19 protein-coding genes and 2 tRNA genes are annotated in these 17,386 nt (G+C 57.7%); 15 read left to right on the forward strand and 6 right to left on the reverse strand.

Features of this window, described 5'->3' with window-relative positions; translation table 11 throughout:
- Positions 1-20: 20 nt before the first annotated feature.
- Positions 21-281 carry a helix-turn-helix domain-containing protein gene (locus J0F90_RS01990; RefSeq protein WP_004933567.1) on the reverse strand — a complete coding sequence of 87 codons (261 nt, stop codon included), beginning with the start codon at positions 279-281 and terminating at the stop codon, positions 21-23.
- 181 nt (positions 282-462) lie between these two features.
- On the opposite strand from J0F90_RS01990, the gene J0F90_RS01995 reads away from it, so the two are divergent.
- Positions 463-819: a DNA-binding protein gene (locus tag J0F90_RS01995; protein ID WP_028127572.1), complete on the forward strand. Its 357-nt coding sequence runs from the start codon at positions 463-465 to the stop codon at positions 817-819.
- Between the two features lie 49 nt (positions 820-868).
- Here J0F90_RS01995 and ispB read toward each other — a convergent pair whose 3' ends face one another.
- Positions 869-1,840, reverse strand: a complete 972-nt coding sequence (gene ispB / locus J0F90_RS02000) for an octaprenyl diphosphate synthase (RefSeq protein ID WP_016929331.1) — start codon at positions 1,838-1,840, stop codon at positions 869-871.
- Positions 1,841-2,110: 270 nt separating this feature from the next.
- Here ispB and rplU point away from each other — a divergent pair, with 270 nt between their 5' ends.
- The 4 genes from rplU to cgtA all read left to right on the forward strand — a co-directional run bounded on the left by rplU (position 2,111) and on the right by cgtA (position 4,963).
- Positions 2,111-2,422, forward strand: coding sequence for a 50S ribosomal protein L21 (rplU, locus tag J0F90_RS02005; protein ID WP_004933561.1), 312 nt, complete (start codon positions 2,111-2,113; stop codon positions 2,420-2,422).
- Positions 2,423-2,439: 17 nt separating this feature from the next.
- A complete protein-coding gene (rpmA, locus tag J0F90_RS02010) occupies positions 2,440-2,697 on the forward strand; it encodes a 50S ribosomal protein L27 (protein WP_004933559.1) in 258 nt (85 codons plus the stop codon).
- A 105-nt stretch (positions 2,698-2,802) separates the two neighbouring features.
- On the forward strand, positions 2,803-3,774 hold the full coding sequence (locus J0F90_RS02015; RefSeq protein ID WP_021504260.1) for a DMT family transporter: 972 nt from the start codon (positions 2,803-2,805) through the stop codon (positions 3,772-3,774).
- A gap of 16 nt (positions 3,775-3,790) precedes the next feature.
- Complete coding sequence (gene cgtA, locus J0F90_RS02020; RefSeq protein ID WP_004933553.1) at positions 3,791-4,963, forward strand: Obg family GTPase CgtA; 1,173 nt, start codon at positions 3,791-3,793, stop codon at positions 4,961-4,963.
- Between the two features lie 36 nt (positions 4,964-4,999).
- Here the strand turns inward: cgtA and pmrB are convergent, their stop codons facing one another.
- The 3 genes from pmrB to dacB are packed head-to-tail and all read right to left on the reverse strand — an operon-like array spanning position 5,000 to position 8,162.
- Positions 5,000-6,061: a two-component system sensor histidine kinase PmrB gene (gene pmrB / locus J0F90_RS02025; protein WP_021504259.1), complete on the reverse strand. Its 1,062-nt coding sequence runs from the start codon at positions 6,059-6,061 to the stop codon at positions 5,000-5,002.
- Positions 6,058-6,720 carry a two-component system response regulator PmrA gene (gene pmrA / locus J0F90_RS02030; protein WP_004933545.1) on the reverse strand — a complete coding sequence of 221 codons (663 nt, stop codon included), beginning with the start codon at positions 6,718-6,720 and terminating at the stop codon, positions 6,058-6,060. The genes pmrB and pmrA overlap by 4 nt, the downstream gene beginning before the upstream one ends.
- 8 nt (positions 6,721-6,728) lie before the next feature.
- A complete protein-coding gene (gene dacB, locus J0F90_RS02035; protein WP_028127573.1) occupies positions 6,729-8,162 on the reverse strand; it encodes a serine-type D-Ala-D-Ala carboxypeptidase in 1,434 nt (477 codons plus the stop codon).
- Between the two features lie 256 nt (positions 8,163-8,418).
- Between dacB and greA the strand changes: the two genes are divergently transcribed.
- Positions 8,419-8,895: a transcription elongation factor GreA gene (gene greA / locus J0F90_RS02040; RefSeq protein ID WP_004933539.1), complete on the forward strand. Its 477-nt coding sequence runs from the start codon at positions 8,419-8,421 to the stop codon at positions 8,893-8,895.
- Between the two features lie 112 nt (positions 8,896-9,007).
- On the opposite strand, the gene yhbY is transcribed toward greA, so the two are convergent.
- Positions 9,008-9,301, reverse strand: coding sequence for a ribosome assembly RNA-binding protein YhbY (gene yhbY, locus J0F90_RS02045; RefSeq protein ID WP_004933536.1), 294 nt, complete (start codon positions 9,299-9,301; stop codon positions 9,008-9,010).
- Between the two features lie 143 nt (positions 9,302-9,444).
- On the opposite strand from yhbY, the gene rlmE reads away from it, so the two are divergent.
- From rlmE to nusA, 9 genes are all read left to right on the forward strand, one after another.
- Positions 9,445-10,074, forward strand: a complete 630-nt coding sequence (gene rlmE / locus J0F90_RS02050) for a 23S rRNA (uridine(2552)-2'-O)-methyltransferase RlmE (protein ID WP_004933533.1) — start codon at positions 9,445-9,447, stop codon at positions 10,072-10,074.
- Between the two features lie 56 nt (positions 10,075-10,130).
- On the forward strand, positions 10,131-12,062 hold the full coding sequence (ftsH, locus tag J0F90_RS02055) for an ATP-dependent zinc metalloprotease FtsH (RefSeq protein WP_004933529.1): 1,932 nt from the start codon (positions 10,131-10,133) through the stop codon (positions 12,060-12,062).
- A 92-nt stretch (positions 12,063-12,154) separates the two neighbouring features.
- A complete protein-coding gene (gene folP, locus J0F90_RS02060) occupies positions 12,155-12,991 on the forward strand; it encodes a dihydropteroate synthase (RefSeq protein WP_033638906.1) in 837 nt (278 codons plus the stop codon).
- Between the two features lie 4 nt (positions 12,992-12,995).
- Entirely contained in the window at positions 12,996-14,333 is a 1,338-nt protein-coding gene (gene glmM / locus J0F90_RS02065) for a phosphoglucosamine mutase (protein WP_033638905.1), read from the forward strand.
- A 220-nt stretch (positions 14,334-14,553) separates the two neighbouring features.
- On the forward strand, positions 14,554-14,889 hold the full coding sequence (secG, locus tag J0F90_RS02070; RefSeq protein WP_033638904.1) for a preprotein translocase subunit SecG: 336 nt from the start codon (positions 14,554-14,556) through the stop codon (positions 14,887-14,889).
- Positions 14,890-14,957: 68 nt separating this feature from the next.
- A tRNA-Leu gene (locus tag J0F90_RS02075) sits at positions 14,958-15,044 on the forward strand.
- 60 nt (positions 15,045-15,104) lie between these two features.
- A tRNA-Met gene (locus J0F90_RS02080) sits at positions 15,105-15,181 on the forward strand.
- A 217-nt stretch (positions 15,182-15,398) separates the two neighbouring features.
- Positions 15,399-15,851, forward strand: a complete 453-nt coding sequence (gene rimP / locus J0F90_RS02085; protein WP_028127574.1) for a ribosome maturation factor RimP — start codon at positions 15,399-15,401, stop codon at positions 15,849-15,851.
- Between the two features lie 21 nt (positions 15,852-15,872).
- Complete coding sequence (nusA, locus tag J0F90_RS02090) at positions 15,873-17,381, forward strand: transcription termination factor NusA (protein WP_033638903.1); 1,509 nt, start codon at positions 15,873-15,875, stop codon at positions 17,379-17,381.
- Positions 17,382-17,386: the final 5 nt, after the last annotated feature.

Consider the following 17,386-nt stretch of genomic DNA (forward strand, 5'->3'; position numbering starts at 1 on the left):
GGTTTTTTTTTGCTCCGCGTTCACGATTTGATACGTGCTTTGCGATCCAGCAGGCAATCGCTGTGCGGATCGTAATAGCGGCTTGGCCAGATCTCCGAAGGGTGGATGCCTATCGCTTCGGCGATCAGCCATTCCCCCTTCGGCCACGGGCGCGACAGCGCATTGGCCAGCGTCGATGAGCTTAATCCGGCCTTGCGCGACACTGCCGCCAGCGTGGTGCCCTGCTTGCGTAGCGCCGCGATGATATCTGCCGGATGCCAATCTGGGTTCCTTGAATTCATGTTTACATTCCTTTTCTGATTAGCCAAAGTTGCGTTAGTGGTATAACTAACGGGTCATGGTTAAGCGTTTGAACAACGTGAAACGCTTATTCGGAAATAAGAATACCATTAAATTTCCTAAAAAATACCCAGGTAATTTCCAAAAAACGACATTGCCCACTATTGCCCAGAGATGATGGCTATGAAAAACGAGTGGTTTGCCGCCAAGGAACTGACAGGCATCGCAGGATTACCCTCCTCACCACAGGGAATCAATCTGATGGCCCGACGCGAAGGCTGGATCAGCCGCAGGCGTAAAGGCGTGCAGGGAAAAGCGTTGGAGTACCATATCGACAGCCTGCCTCCAGGCGTGCGTAACCTGCTGGCGCTGAAGGAAGACGGGGCGGCATATGACGTAGAGCGCCAGGATCCGTTGGCGGTCTGGATCGAGTATTACTACCATTTGACGGAGAGCGAGCGCGAGAGAATGGTGGCTTTCCTGATGCGGGAAGGGATCGGCGGCCTGCTGGCGCGTATCGACGAAGAGAGCAATACCTAAGCAGGCCCGCGTGGGCGGGCCTGATGAACACATTTAGAAACACGATTTCTTAAAAGTCGCGTTGTACCGCCAAATGGGCCAGGCCCTCCAGCGCTGTTCGGTGCTCTGATGCCGGCAAGACCTGCAGCGCGGCGATCGCCTTGTCGGCTTCTTCCTCGGCGCGTTTGCGGGTGTATTCCAGCGAACCGCATTGCTGCATCGCCTGCAGCACCGGCTCCAACAGGTGACGGCCATTGCCTTGCTCAATCGCGCCGCGGATCATGTCACGCTGGGCGTCGTCGCCGTTGTGCATCGCGTGCAGCAGCGGCAGGGTCGGTTTCCCTTCGTTCAGATCGTCGCCGGTGTTTTTGCCCAGGGTGCTGCCGTCGGCGCTGTAGTCGAGCAGATCGTCGATCAGCTGGAAAGCGGTGCCGAGGTAGCGGCCATAATCTTGCAGCGCCTGTTCTTGCTCAGCGCTGGCGCCGGACAGGATCGCCGACGATTGCGCCGCCGCTTCAAACAGACGGGCGGTTTTGCTGTAGATCACCCGCATATAACTTTCTTCGCTGATGTCGGGATCGTGCACGTTCATCAACTGCAGCACTTCACCTTCGGCGATGACGTTGACCGCCTCCGACATCAGTGCCAGCACGCGCAGGGATTCCAGGCTGGTCATCATCTGGAAGGCGCGGGTATAGATAAAGTCGCCGACCAGCACGCTGGCGGCGTTGCCGAACGCCGCGTTGGCGGTGGCTTTGCCGCGGCGCATGTCCGATTCGTCGACGACGTCGTCATGCAGCAGCGTGGCGGTATGAATGAATTCGATCAGGGCGGCGACGGTGACGTGCTTGTTGCCTTCGTAGCCCAACGCCCGCGCCGCCAGGACGGCGATCATCGGCCGGATGCGCTTACCGCCACCGCTGATAATGTAATAGCCAAGCTGATTGATGAGCGTGACATCGGAATTCAGCTGTTCGAGAATTGTTGCGTTCACGGCCGCCATATCTTGCGCGGTTAACTCGGTAATTTGCTCTAGGTTCATTGTGTTTTTTTCAGCTGTGTTTCTCTTCACCGCGTTGAGATCGCTGCTCACATCGGTACATGGCGGTAACTGTCCCTATGATTGTACTTGAAAAACGGTTCAGATAAACGCCACGAAAGAAACTGCGCTTTTTTTCTTCTTTTTTCTTGTTCTGATCTTATTCTGCTCTTGTCATGCGCTGCTTTTTTGCGTAGAATTCGCGCCCTATTGTGAATATTTATAGCGCGCTCTGAACTAACACAGTCGGGCACGCGGAAAGCGGAGTTTTATATGTACGCGGTTTTCCAAAGTGGTGGTAAACAACACCGAGTAAGCGAAGGTCAGACCGTTCGCTTGGAAAAGCTGGACATCGCAACTGGTGAAGCGGTTGAGTTTGACCAGATTCTGATGATCGCTAATGGCGAAGATATCAAAATCGGCGTTCCTTTCGTCGATGGCGGCAAGATCAAAGCTGAAGTCGTTGCTCACGGTCGTGGCGAGAAAATTAAAATCGTTAAGTTTCGTCGTCGTAAACACCACCGTAAGCAGCAGGGCCACCGTCAGTGGTTCACTGACGTTAAAATCACCGGCATCAGCGCTTAAGTTAGGAGAGCGGATTAATGGCACACAAAAAGGCTGGCGGCTCGACTCGTAACGGTCGCGATTCAGAAGCTAAACGTCTGGGCGTAAAACGCTTTGGCGGCGAAGCAGTACTGGCAGGCAGCATCATCGTTCGTCAGCGCGGCACCAAATTCCACGCTGGTACCAACGTGGGTTGCGGCAAAGACCACACTCTGTTTGCTTTGAAAGACGGTAAAGTCAAATTCGAAGTTAAAGGCCCGAGCAATCGTAAATTCATCAGCATCGAAGCTGAATAATTTTTCGAGCCTTACGAAATAGATGTAAGCCCCGCAATTCGTTGCGGGGCTTTTTACATTTATGGGTTGCCTGAGGGCAGGCCCGTCAGCGTTGGCGAAGGTGATATGGATACGAAGCAGCAGGTCGGCGTTGGCATTTCTCTGGCGTTAACCACGGCGGTTTGTTGGGGCGCGTTGCCGATCGCGATGAAAGAAGTGTTGGTGGTGATGGAGCCGTTTACCGTTGTCTGGTATCGCTTTACCATGGCCGCCATCGGTTTGGGCGTGATCCTTGCGGTGCGCGGCAAGCTGCCGCCGCTGACGATGTTCCGCCAGCCGCGTTGGCTGCTGCTGTTGGCGATCGCGACGGCGGGGCTGCTTGGCAACTTTGTGTTCTTCAGCTCCTCGCTGCAATACCTGAGCCCGACGGCGTCGCAGGTGATTGGCCAGCTGTCGCCAGTCGGTATGATGTTCGCCAGCGTGCTGATTTTAAAAGAACGCATGCGCATCACCCAGGTCATTGGCGCCCTGATGCTGATTTGCGGGCTGATGCTGTTTTTCAACGTCAGTCTGATAGAGATCTTCACCCGGCTGACGGACTACACGCTGGGCGTCATGCTGGGCGTGTGCGCGGCGATGGTCTGGGTGAGCTATGGCGTGGCGCAGAAGGTGTTGCTGCGCCGGCTGGCTTCGCCGCAGATCCTGGTTATGTTGTACACTTTATGTGCGATTGCGTTGTTCCCTCTGGCCAAACCCGAGGTGATTTTCCAGCTTAGCGGCTGGCAATTAGCGTGCCTGCTGTTTTGCGGCGCCAACACGCTGATCGGCTATGGCGCGCTGGCAGAAGCGATGGCGCGCTGGCAGGCGGCGCAGGTGAGCGCGTTGGTTACGCTGACCCCGCTGTTTACCCTGCTGTTTTCAGATTTATTGGCGCTGGCTTGGCCCCAGGCATTCGCCATGCCGACGCTGAACATCGTCGGCTATGTCGGTGCGTTTGTGGTTGTGGCGGGCGCCATGTTTTCCGCAATTGGTCACCGGTGGTGGCCGCGACGGGCAGACCCCCCCCTGGTTGCTCCTTTGAAGCAGCCCGGTGAATGATTTACGGAGACGGTAAATGAAGTTTGTAGATGAAGCAGCGATTCTGGTCGTTGCAGGCGACGGCGGCAACGGGTGCGTCAGCTTCCGCCGCGAAAAATATATCCCGAATGGTGGGCCTGACGGCGGTGACGGCGGCGACGGCGGCGACGTCTACCTGCTGGCGGACGAGAACCTTAACACCCTGATCGACTACCGCTTTGAGAAGTCTTTCCGCGCCGAGCGCGGCCAGAATGGCCAGAGCCGCGATTGTACCGGCAAACGCGGTAAAGACGTCATCATCAAGGTGCCGGTCGGCACGCGCGTGAAGGATCAGGGCACCGGCGAGATCCTCGGCGACATGACCCGCCACGAGCAGAAGCTGATGGTCGCCAAAGGCGGCTGGCACGGTCTGGGCAACACCCGTTTCAAATCTTCGGTCAACCGCGCGCCGCGTCAGAAGACGCTGGGTACCGCCGGCGAAGCGCGTGACCTGTTGCTGGAGCTGTTGCTGCTGGCCGATGTGGGCATGCTGGGGCTGCCGAACGCCGGCAAATCGACCTTCATCCGCGCGGTGTCCGCCGCCAAGCCGAAGGTGGCCGATTATCCGTTCACCACGCTGGTGCCGAGCCTGGGCGTGGTGCGCATGGACCACGAGCAGAGCTTTGTGGTCGCCGACATTCCGGGGCTGATCGAAGGCGCCTCCGAAGGCGCCGGCCTGGGTATTCGTTTCCTGAAACACCTGGAGCGTTGCCGCGTGCTGCTGCACCTGGTGGACATCGCGCCGATCGACGAATCCGATCCGGTGGAAAACGCCAAAGTCATTATCAACGAGTTGAACCAATACAGCGAAAATCTGGCGCAGAAGCCGCGCTGGCTGGTGTTCAACAAAATTGATGTGATTGGTGAGGAAGAAGCCGCCGAACGCGCCAAGGCGATTGTGGAAGGCATGGGCTGGGAAGGGAAGTACTACATGATCTCCGCCGCCAACCGCGAAGGCGTCAATGCGCTGTGCTGGGACGTGATGAACTTCATCAACACCCAGCCGAAAGCGATGGCGATCGAAGAAAGCGCACCGGAAAAAGTCGAATTCATGTGGGATGACTACCACCGCGAGCAAATCGCGGAAGTGGAAGCCGAAGCGGAAGATGACTGGGATGACGACTGGGACGAAGACGACGACGAAGGCGTCGAAATCATTTACCAGAAGTAATTCGGTGATAAAGGGCTCAGCAACGCTGGGCCCTTGTTATTTGAGCGCCTTTTCCGGCAGCCAGCACTGGGCATTCAGGCCGCGCGCATCGCGGCGGTTTTCCAGCGTCAAACGCCCCTGGTGCAGTTGCGCGATGCGGATCACGATATTCAGGCCCAGTCCGCTGCCGCCGTAGCGTTGATCCATGCGGCGAAACGCCTGCGTCAGTTCCCCGACCATCTCTTCCTTGATTCCCGGGCCATCGTCGATGACCTGCAGCAGATAGCCGTTGTCTTGCGGCGTTAACCGCACCTGTATCGCGCCGCCTTCCGGGCCGTAACGGTGGGCGTTTTCGACCAGGTTGCGCAGCAACAGCCGCAGCAGCACCGGATCGCCGTTCACGGTGGCAGCAGCCGGCAATTGCCAACCCAGCGTCTGCCCGCGTTGGGCGGCCATTTCGTCGAGCTCTTCACGCAGCGGCTGGATCACATCGGCCACCCAATCGAAATGCTGATAATGGCCGCTGGCGAAGTCTTGCCCGGCGCGCGACAGCATCAGCAACTGCTCGACGGTGTGCATCAGCTGATCGATGCGGGCGATCAGCGCCTGGCTGCCCTTGACGCCCTGCTTTTCCATCAGTTCCAGGTGCAGGCGGATGCCGGCCAGCGGCGTGCGTAGCTCGTGGGCGGCGTCGGCAGTGAACAGGCGTTCCTGTTGAATGGTGTTATCCAGCCGTGAAAACAGCTGATTGAGCGCATTGGTGACCGCCACCATTTCCTGACTGTCGCTGGTGATCGGCAGCGGCGTCAGGTTATCGGCAGAGCGTTTTTCCAGCCGTTGCTGCAATTGGTTGAGCGGGCGGATGATCCAACTGATGGCCCAAAACGACGCCAACAGCGTGACGATCATCATGATCAGCGAAGGCGCCAACAGCGACGCGATGGCCTCGGCAATCTCGGTATCGACGCGTTCGGTACGCACTTTGGCGGACAGGGTTTCGTCCACCAGGAAGCTGATCTGCTCCTGGCTTTCGTGCCACAGCCAGAAGGCGCTGATGAGTTGCGTGACCAGCAGGATCAGCGCCAGCATCAGCAGCAGGCGGCGGCGCATGCTGATCATGACGAGGGTTCCAGGCGGTAGCCGATGCCGCGCACGGTGCGGATGCGATCCTTGCCCAGTTTGCGGCGCAGGTTGTGGATATGCACTTCCAGGGTGTTGGACCCTAAATCGTCTTGCCAGGTGTAGAGATCCTGCTGCAGGAGTTCGCGGTTGACCGTCTGCCCGGCACGCATGATCAGGCGCGCCAGAATGGCGAACTCTTTCGGCGTGACCTCCACCGGCTGCTGTTGCAGATAGACCTGCTGGCTGGAGAGATTCAACTGCAGGTCATCCACCTGCATCAGATTGTCGCTGTGACCCTGGTAGCGCCGCAGGAGGGCGCGCACGCGCGCCTGCAGCTCAACCAGCGCGAAGGGTTTGACCAGGTAGTCGTCGGCGCCGGCGTCCAGCCCATCGACGCGGTCTTCCAGGGCGTCGCGGGCGGTCAGGATCAGCACCGGCAGATCGATCTGTTGGCGGCGCCACTGCCGCAGCAGCGCGGCGCCGTCCATGTCCGGCAGACCGAGATCCAGGATCACCATGCTGTATTGGCTGGTGATGAGCAGGCTGCTGGCTTCCGCCGCTGTGGCGGCGCAGTCGCACACGTAGCCTTCGCCGGTCAGCGCCAGCGCCAACCCTTGTTGCAGCAGTTCATCATCTTCAACGACCAGCAGCTTCATGGCGATCCTCAGTTGTTTTGGTAAATATCCCGATACAGGCGACTTTCGAAACGCACCAGCGGCGCGCGGCGCTGTTTCTGATCTTCCGGCGGCACGGCGTAGCCGGAGAGATACTGCACGAAGGCCATGCGCTGGCCGCTGGCGGTAGTGATGAAGCCCGCCAGGTTGTAGACGCCCTGCAGCGCGCCGGTCTTGGCCGACACCTTGCCGTCTACGCCGGCCTCATGCAGGCCGCCGCGGTAGCGCAGGGTGCCGTCATAACCGGACAGCGGCAGCATCGAGATAAAGTTCAGCTCGTTGTCGTGCTGCGCGATGTACTGCAGCGCCTGCATCATGGTCGCCGGGGCCAGCAGGTTGTGGCGCGACAGGCCGGAACCGTCGGCGATGATGGTGTTGCCCAGATCGATGCCGGCCTTCTGGCGCAGCACCTGGCGTACCGCATCGGAACCTGCTCGCCAGGTGCCCGGCACGCCGAAGCGCTCGTGGCCGATCGTGCGGAAGACGGTATCGGCGATCATGTTGTCCGATTTCTTCAGCATGATTTTCAACAGATCGTGCAGCGGCGCCGACTGGGTTTGCGCGATCACCGTGCCGGTGATGCCGGGGCGCGTTTGGCGTTTCAAATGCCCGTCGATCTGGATATCGGCCTGCGTCAGCTCGTCTTTCAGTATGGCGCCCGCATAGCTGGCACCGTCCTGGATGGCGAAGGCCAACGGCAGCGGTTCGCTGCGCTGCGTCAGGCAGCCGGTCAGGGTAAAGCGGTTCAGCTCGCCCGGCACCACGTCCAGTTCGCAGTATTGCGCGTCTGCGGATCCGCGCGCCAGGGTGCGCACCTGGCTAAACATATTGACCGGATAATAGGAGGCGACGCGGATAAACGCCATGTCGCCCGGGTTCGGCGCGCTGTACAGCGAGACCGAGAAACAGTTGCGATCGACGATGGCGGCGGCCGGCGGCGCGCTGAAGCACTGCGTCAGATCGTTCCACGGCCAACCGGGCGCCTTGTCATGGCTGGCGAAGACCGAGGTATCGACCAGCACGTCGCCGCTGATTTGGCGCACGCCCTGCTTCTTCAGGACGGCCACCATATTGCGCAGGCTCTGACGTTTGAAGGTCGGATCGCCGCTGAAGCGGGCGATCAGGTTGCCGCGCAGCACGCCGTCGCGGATATCGCCCTGGCTCTCCAGCGTAGTGGTGAAACGGTAATCGGGCCCGAGTTGCAGCAATGCCGCCAGCGCCGTCAGCACTTTTTGGGTACTGGCCGGCAGCGCCATCTGCTGAGAGTGATAATCGATCGTCGGCGCACCGGCACCGATCTTCTGAACGACCAGGGCAAGGTTGGCCCCATCAGGCAGATATTGTGTGTACTCTTCAACCGGGGCCGCATTCGCATTCAGAACAAATGCGCAAGCCAATGCACTGACAATTCGTGAAAAACGCATAATCTCGGGATAACAGCTGGATAACGTGCCGTCATACTACGGTGCAATCAGGGAAAAAGTAAACGATGACCCTCAAGGAACTCTAGGCTAAAATGCGTATCAAAATGCAAAACCGATCTTGGCTTGGGCCCCGTTCCGAGTCAGGTTTCTTTTGTTTGTCGCCTGGAGGCGGGGGGCGGAATGCCAACCGTGTTTTCATACGAATACGTCAGGATGACGGTTATTTGAACAGGAAAGATTTAGAGGTATTTATACGATGAACCAAATTCCGATGACCTTGTTTGGCGCTGAAAAACTGCGCGAAGAGCTCGAATATCTGAAAAGCGTGCGCCGCCCGAAAATCATTGCGGATATCGCTGAAGCGCGTGAACACGGCGACTTGAAAGAAAATGCCGAGTACCATGCCGCCCGCGAACAGCAAGGTTTCTGCGAAGGCCGCATTCAGGAGATCGAAGCCAAGCTGTCCAATGCGCAGGTGATCGATATCACCAAGATGCCGAACACCGGTCGGGTGATCTTCGGCGCCACCGTATCGGTGATGAATCTGGACAGCGAAGAAGAAGTGACTTACCGCATCGTTGGCGACGATGAGGCCGATTTCAAGAAAAATCTGATTTCGGTAAACTCGCCGATGGCGCGCGGCCTGATCGGCAAAGAGCAAGACGATGTGGTGGTGATCAAAACCCCTGGCGGCGACGTGGAATACGAGATCCTGAAGGTCGAGTATCTCTGATCGGGACCGTTGGTCATTAATGCGCCAACGTTTTGTAAAGATAGGAAAAAGGCCGCAAGCGGCCTTTTATCTTGGTCAGGCGCATGGCACCTTTTCGTTAACCTGATGGTTATTAACGCGGTAGACTGATCTTGCGCTCTTTCGACGGGCGGTAAAGAATAAGCGTACTGCCGATAACTTGCACATTGCAGGCGCCCGTTTCACGCACGATAGCGTCGGCGATCAGGGTCTTGGTTTCGCGATCTTCAGCGGCGATTTTTACCTTGATCAGCTCATGATGCTCCAGAGCCTGTTCAATTTCAGCCAGCACCCCTTCGGTAAGACCGTTATTGCCCAGCATCACCACCGGTTTTAACGGATGCGCCAGGCCTTTCAGGTGCTGTTTTTGTTTATTATTCAGATTCATTGTCTTTTTTGCTTAAGTTGGGATTGAAAACGGTACATTCTACCGCCATCTCATGTATATCACCAAATCGGTCTTCACCGGTGTGAGTCTACGTGAGCAGCGACCCTGACATAAGACTCTTTTTATGATAGTTGGAAAACGAGATGGCTAATAAAAAGCGTTCGGCTAGCTCCAGTCGCTGGTTACAAGAACACTTTAGCGATAAATATGTACAGCAGGCGCAGAAAAAGGGACTGCGTTCCCGTGCCTGGTTTAAACTTGATGAAATACAGCAGAGCGACAAACTGTTCAAACCGGGCATGACCGTGGTTGACCTGGGCGCCGCACCGGGCGGCTGGTCGCAGTATGTGGTCACCCAAATCGGCGGTACCGGGCGCATCATCGCCTGTGATATTTTGCCAATGGATCCTATCGTTGGCGTCGATTTCCTTCAGGGCGATTTTCGTGATGAACTGGTGCTGAAGGCGCTGTTGGAACGAGTAGGTGAGAGTAAGGTTCAGGTGGTCATGTCCGATATGGCCCCGAATATGAGTGGCACCCCGGCGGTCGACATTCCAAGGTCGATGTATCTGGTGGAGTTGGCGCTGGATATGTGTCGTGATGTCCTCGCACCAGGCGGAAGTTTCCTGGTGAAGGTGTTCCAGGGAGATGGCTTTGACGAGTACCTACGGGAAATTCGCTCCCTGTTTACGAAGGTTAAGATTCGTAAGCCAGACGCTTCCCGCGCCCGTTCGCGCGAAGTGTACATTGTAGCGACAGGGCGCAAACTGTAGTACCCTAACGCTGTTTGTTAACACAGTTGTAAGATGAGGTTAATCCCTTGAGTGACATGGCGAAAAACCTAATTCTCTGGTTAGTCATCGCGGTAGTGTTGATGTCTGTATTCCAGAGCTTTGGGCCCAGCGAGTCGAATGGCCGTAGGGTGGATTACTCTACCTTCATGTCCGAACTGACCCAGGACCAGGTTCGCGAAGCGCGAATCAACGGACGTGAAATTAACGTTACCAAGAAAGACAGTAACAAATACACGACCTACATCCCTGTCAACGATCCCAAGTTGCTGGATACGTTGTTAACGAAGAATGTGAAAGTTGTCGGCGAGCCGCCTGAAGAGCCGAGCCTGCTGGCTTCTATCTTTATCTCTTGGTTCCCGATGCTGTTGCTGATCGGGGTCTGGATCTTCTTTATGCGGCAAATGCAGGGCGGCGGCGGCAAGGGCGCGATGTCCTTCGGCAAGAGCAAGGCCCGCATGCTGACGGAAGACCAGATCAAGACCACTTTCGCCGATGTCGCCGGTTGTGACGAAGCGAAAGAAGAGGTGAGCGAACTGGTGGAATACCTGCGCGAGCCGAGCCGTTTCCAGAAATTGGGCGGCAAGATCCCGAAAGGCGTGCTGATGGTCGGCCCGCCGGGGACCGGTAAAACGCTGTTGGCGAAAGCGATCGCCGGCGAAGCGAAGGTGCCGTTCTTTACCATTTCCGGTTCCGACTTCGTTGAAATGTTCGTCGGCGTGGGGGCATCCCGCGTGCGTGACATGTTTGAACAAGCGAAGAAAGCCGCGCCGTGCATCATCTTCATCGATGAAATCGACGCCGTCGGCCGCCAGCGTGGCGCCGGCCTGGGTGGCGGTCACGATGAGCGCGAGCAGACCCTGAACCAGATGCTGGTTGAGATGGACGGTTTCGAAGGCAACGAGGGCATCATCGTCATCGCGGCCACCAACCGTCCGGACGTGCTTGACCCCGCGCTGCTGCGCCCGGGCCGTTTCGACCGTCAGGTCGTGGTCGGGCTGCCGGATGTGCGCGGCCGTGAGCAGATCCTGAAGGTGCACATGCGCCGCGTGCCGTTGGCTGCCGACATCGACGCCTCCGTCATTGCGCGCGGTACGCCGGGCTTCTCCGGTGCCGACCTGGCCAACCTGGTCAACGAAGCGGCGCTGTTCGCCGCCCGCGGCAACAAGCGCGTGGTGTCGATGGTGGAGTTCGAGAAAGCCAAAGACAAGATCATGATGGGTGCGGAACGTCGCTCCATGGTGATGACCGAAGCGCAGAAAGAGTCGACCGCGTATCACGAAGCGGGCCACGCCATCATCGGCCGCCTGGTTCCTGAACACGATCCGGTACACAAAGTGACGATCATTCCTCGTGGTCGTGCGCTTGGCGTGACCTTCTTCCTGCCGGAAGGGGATGCGATCAGCGCCAGCCGTCAGAAGCTGGAGAGCCAAATCTCCACCCTGTACGGCGGTCGTCTGGCGGAAGAGATCATCTACGGGCCGGAAAAAGTCTCTACCGGTGCGTCGAACGACATCAAAGTGGCGACCTCCATCGCCCGCAACATGGTGACCCAATGGGGCTTCTCCGAGAAGCTGGGGCCGCTGCTGTATGCGGAAGAAGAAGGTGAAGTGTTCCTGGGCCGCTCCGTGGCCAAGGCGAAGCACATGTCGGATGAAACCGCGCGTATCATCGACCAGGAAGTGAAGTCGCTGATCGAACGTAACTACACGCGTGCTCGCTCGCTGCTGATGGAAAACATGGACATCCTGCACTCGATGAAGGATGCGCTGATGAAGTATGAAACCATCGATGCGCCGCAGATCGACGATCTGATGAACCGCAAAGACGTGCGTCCGCCGGCGGGCTGGGACGATGCGAACAAAGGCAACAGCTCCGACAACGGCGGCACCCCGAAAGCCCCGACGCCGGTAGATGAGCCGCGCACCCCAACGCCGGGCAACACCATGTCCGAACAGCTCGACAAGTAAGAACGGCTGTGTAATAACATCAAACCCCGGTACGCCGGGGTTTTTTTTTGCCCGGCGGGCAGTGAACCAGGCAACAGTAAGGTGGACCAACCATGCAGTTAACCGTGCGCGACATGACGCTCAATCTCTCCCATCCACAGGTGATGGGCATCCTCAACGTGACGCCGGATTCGTTTTCCGACGGCGGCCGCCACAACACCCTGAACCAGGCGCTGGTGCACGCGCATGCGCTGATTTCGGCCGGCGCTACGATGATTGATATCGGCGGCGAGTCGACAAGGCCGGGGGCGGCGGAGGTGAGTGAAGAGGAAGAATTGGAACGGGTCGTGCCGGTGGTGGAAGCGCTGGCGCAGCGTTTCGAAGTCTTCATCTCGGTCGATACCTCGAAAGCGGGCGTGATCCGCGAATCGGCGCACGCCGGCGCGCATCTGATCAACGACATTCGTTCGCTGCAGGAGCCGGGTGCCCTGGCGGCGGCGGCGGAAAGCGGCCTGCCGGTCTGCCTGATGCACATGCAGGGGCAGCCGCGCACCATGCAGCAGGCACCGCACTACGACGATCTGATCGCCGACGTTCAGGCGTTTTTCGAACACCATATCCGGCGCTGTAACGAGGCAGGGATAACAAATCAGAAATTGCTGCTCGACCCAGGCTTCGGTTTCGGTAAAAATTTGTCGCACAACTATCAGCTTCTGGCCCGGTTGTCGGAGTTTCATCGTTTTGGTTTGCCGCTGTTGGTCGGCATGTCGCGCAAATCGATGATTGGACAACTGCTGAACGTGCCGCCGGATCAACGGGTTATCGGCAGCGTGGCCTGCGCGGTGATCGCGGCGATGCAGGGTGCGCAGATTGTCAGAGTGCATGACGTTAAAGAAACCGTCGAGGCGATGCGTGTCGTCGAGGCAACACTTTCAGCTAAGGGACAGTAGAGACATGAGCGAGCGCAAATATTTTGGCACCGACGGCATCCGTGGCAAGGTCGGGGACAGCCCCATCACGCCGGACTTCGTGCTGAAGCTGGGCTGGGCGGCCGGCAAGGTGCTGGCGCGTCACGGTTCCCGCAAGATCATCATCGGTAAGGATACGCGCATCTCCGGCTATATGCTGGAGTCCGCGCTGGAAGCCGGTCTGGCGGCCGCCGGATTGTCCGCCTCCTTCACCGGGCCGATGCCCACGCCGGCGGTGGCTTATTTGACGCGTACCTTCCGTGCTGAAGCGGGCATTGTCATTTCCGCTTCGCATAACCCGTTCTATGACAACGGCATCAAGTTTTTCTCGATCGACGGCGCCAAGCTGCCGGACAATGTCGAAGAAGCGATCGAGGCCGAGATGGAAAAGCCGCTGACCTGCGTGGAGTCCTCGGAGCTGGGTAAAGCCAGCCGCATCATCGACGCCGCCGGCCGCTATATCGAATTCTGCAAAGGCACCTTTCCGAGCGAGCTGAGCCTGAAAGGGCTGAAAATCGTGGTCGACTGCGCCAACGGCGCGACTTACCACATCGCGCCGAGCGTGCTGCGTGAGCTGGGCGCCACGGTGATCGCCATCGGCGTTGAGCCGGACGGCATGAACATCAACGAGAAATGCGGCGCTACCGATGTGCGTCAGCTGCAGGAGCGCGTGCTGCAGGAAAAAGCGCACGTTGGCCTGGCGTTCGACGGCGACGGCGACCGCGTGATGATGGTGGATCACCTGGGCAACAAGGTGGACGGCGATCAGATCCTGTACATCATCGCCCGCGAAGGCCTGCGTCAGGGTCAGCTGCGCGGTGGCGCGGTCGGCACCCTGATGAGCAATATGGGGCTGGAACTGGCGCTGAAACAGCTGGGCATTCCGTTCGCTCGCGCCAAAGTGGGCGACCGTTACGTGCTGGAGAAGCTGCAGGAGTTGGGCTGGCGCATCGGTGCGGAAAACTCCGGCCATGTGATCCTGCTGGACAAAACCACCACCGGCGATGGCATCGTGGCCGGGTTGCAGGTGCTGACCGCCATGGTACGCAACCACATGAGCCTGCATGATCTGTGCAGCGGCATGAAGCTGTTGCCGCAGATCCTGGTCAACGTGCGTTTCGCCGGCGATCACAATCCGCTGGAATCTGAAGCGGTGCGCAAGGTCACCGAACAGGTGGAAGCCGAGCTGGCCGGCCGCGGCCGGGTGCTGCTGCGTAAATCGGGCACCGAGCCGCTGATCCGCGTGATGGTGGAGGGCGAGAACGAGCAGCAGGTGACCGCGCTGGCGCATCGCATCGCCGACGCGGTGAAATCCGCAGGTTAAAACAGACAGTTAGCCACCGGGCTTGGCATCGCTGAGCCCGAATAGACGATTGTTGGCGTTTTTTTCCGCAAACGCGCCGGCGGCTGCAAATTGCCCTTGCGCGGGTTGGCGGCTTTGGTTAGTATTCACACCCGCTTCAGTAGGCAGTTTATAAACACGCCTGCTTGATGAGTGTGAAGCATTTGGCATGCGGTGAGGCCGCAAGGATACGGGTACTACTATGTACGAAGCTCTTCTGGTAATTTTCCTGCTGATTTCAATCGGGCTGGTTGCTCTGATTATGTTGCAGCAAGGTAAAGGCGCTGATATGGGAGCCTCTTTCGGAGCAGGTGCATCAGGCACGTTGTTCGGTTCGAGTGGTTCCGGTAACTTTATGACCCGCATGACCGCTGTATTGGCGACGCTGTTCTTCGTCATCAGCCTGATTCTGGGCAACCTCAGCAGCAACCAAAGCAAGAAAGGCAGCGAGTGGGAAAATCTGGGTCAGCCGGTGAAAACTGAGCAGACAACCGCGCCGGCAGCACCTGTCAAGCCGAGCAGCGACATCCCGCAGTAAGCCGTAAAAGTTTGTAAACGGTGGTTGTGAACTCGAAAGAACAACGGCCGTTAGCAGTAAGAATCAGTACCGAGGTGGTGGAATTGGTAGACACGCTACCTTGAGGTGGTAGTGCCCTAACGGGCTTGTGGGTTCGAGTCCCATCCTCGGTACCAAATCCCAGAGATAACTTGCAATTTTGCGATTATCGGCGTAGTATTTGCCACGTTTTCGGACGCGGGGTGGAGCAGCCTGGTAGCTCGTCGGGCTCATAACCCGAAGGTCGTCGGTTCAAATCCGGCCCCCGCAACCACTTTCCTTTAAGTGTTTATTTTCAAATACACTTTTCGATTGAAATCCGCTTTTCTCGATCATCATTTGAAAATGACACTTGCTCGAAAGTTGTACCGAGGCCGCCTAGCGGCAAACAGGGTCCAGTTGCATAAAGCCCCGATTTTTCGGGGTTTTTTGTTATTTGGCAACAGAATCACTGGGCTATTTAGCCCTTTTTTTATGTCTTGGGGGTGGGCTTGTCCACATTAGAGCAACAGTTAACAGAGATGCTTTCGGCACCGGTAGAAGCGTTGGGCTTTGAGCTTGTAGGCATCGAATTCATTCGTGCGCGCCAATCGACGCTCCGCATCTATATTGATAGTGATAACGGCATCAATGTTGATGATTGCGCTGATGTCAGCCACCAGGTCAGCGCTGTATTGGACGTCGAAGATCCAATCACGGTCGCTTACAACTTGGAAGTCTCCTCTCCTGGCCTTGATCGCCCGATGTTCACCGCAGAGCACTATACGCGTTTCCTCGGTGAAGAAGTCAGCCTGGTCCTGCGCATGGCGGTACAGAACCGTCGCAAGTGGCAGGGTATTATCAAGTCTGTCGAAGGCGAGATGATCACGGTTACTGTGGAAGGGAAAGATGAAGTGTTCGCGCTGAGCAACATCCAGAAAGCGAACCTGGTACCCCACTTTTAAAGTTTGGAAGAGGCAACTAGGATGAACAAAGAGATTCTGGCTGTTGTTGAAGCAGTTTCCAATGAAAAATCCCTTCCGCGCGAGAAGATTTTCGAAGCGCTGGAAACTGCATTAGCCACCGCAACCAAGAAAAAATACGAGCAGGAAATCGACGTGCGCGTCAGCATTGACCGCAGAACCGGCGATTTCGATACCTTCCGCCGTTGGGTCGCCGTAGACGAAGTGACGCAGCCAACGCGTGAAATCACGCTGGAAGCCGCTCAGTTTGAAGATCCGAGCATCGAGCTCGGCGGCTACGTCGAAGATCAGATCGAATCCGTGACCTTCGACCGCATCACCACCCAAACCGCCAAGCAGGTTATCGTGCAGAAAGTGCGCGAGGCCGAGCGTGCGATGGTGGTCGACGCTTTCCGTGAACACGAAGGTGAGATCGTCACCGGCGTGGTGAAGAAAGTGAACCGTGACAGCATCGCGCTGGATCTGGGCAACAACGCCGAAGCGGTGATTGGCCGTGAAGACATGCTGCCGCGCGAAAACTTCCGTCCGGGCGACCGCATTCGTGGCGTACTGTACGCCGTGCGTCCTGAAGCCCGCGGCGCGCAGCTGTTCGTCAGCCGTGCCAGCCCGGAAATGCTGAAAGAACTGTTCCGCATCGAAGTGCCGGAAATCGGCGAAGAAGTGATTGAAATTAAAGCGGCAGCCCGCGATCCTGGCTCCCGTGCGAAAATTGCAGTGAAAACCAACGACAAGCGTATCGACCCGGTCGGCGCCTGCGTAGGTATGCGCGGTGCGCGCGTTCAGGCCGTGTCGAGCGAGCTCGGCGGCGAACGCATCGACATCATTCTGTGGGATGATAACCCAGCGCAATTCGTCATCAACGCCATGGCGCCGGCCGACGTCGCGTCGATCGTGGTAGATGAAGATAACTGCACCATGGATATCGCCGTTGAAGCCAGCAACCTGGCACAGGCGATCGGCCGTAACGGCCAAAACGTGCGTTTGGCTTCCCAGTTGCTGAAACAACACCGCGGCGACGATCGTTGGGAACTGAACGTGATGACGGCGGACGACCTGCAGGCCAAGCACCAGGCCGAGGCTCATGCCGCTATTGATACCTTCACCAAGTATCTTGATATCGACGAAGATTTCGCCACCGTACTGGTTGAAGAAGGCTTCTCCACGCTGGAAGAGCTGGCCTATGTGCCGATCAAAGAGCTGTTGGAAATCGACGGTCTGGATGAAGATACGGTTGAAGCATTGCGCGAACGCGCCAAAGCTGCATTGACCACGCTGGCCCTGGCACAAGAAGAAAGCCTGGGCGACAACAAACCGGCCGACGATTTGCTCAACCTGCCGGGTCTTGAGCGCAGCATGGCCTTTAAACTGGCCGCGCGTGGGGTTTGTACGCTGGAAGATCTTGCCGAGCAGGGTGTTGACGATCTGGCTGATATTGAAGGGCTTAGCGACGAGCAAGCCGGCGAGCTGATCATGGCTGCGCGCAATATCTGTTGGTTTGGCGACAACGCGTAATAACT

It is taken from the genome of Serratia marcescens subsp. marcescens ATCC 13880 (genome assembly GCF_017299535.1).
GTDB lineage: Bacteria > Pseudomonadota > Gammaproteobacteria > Enterobacterales > Enterobacteriaceae > Serratia > Serratia marcescens.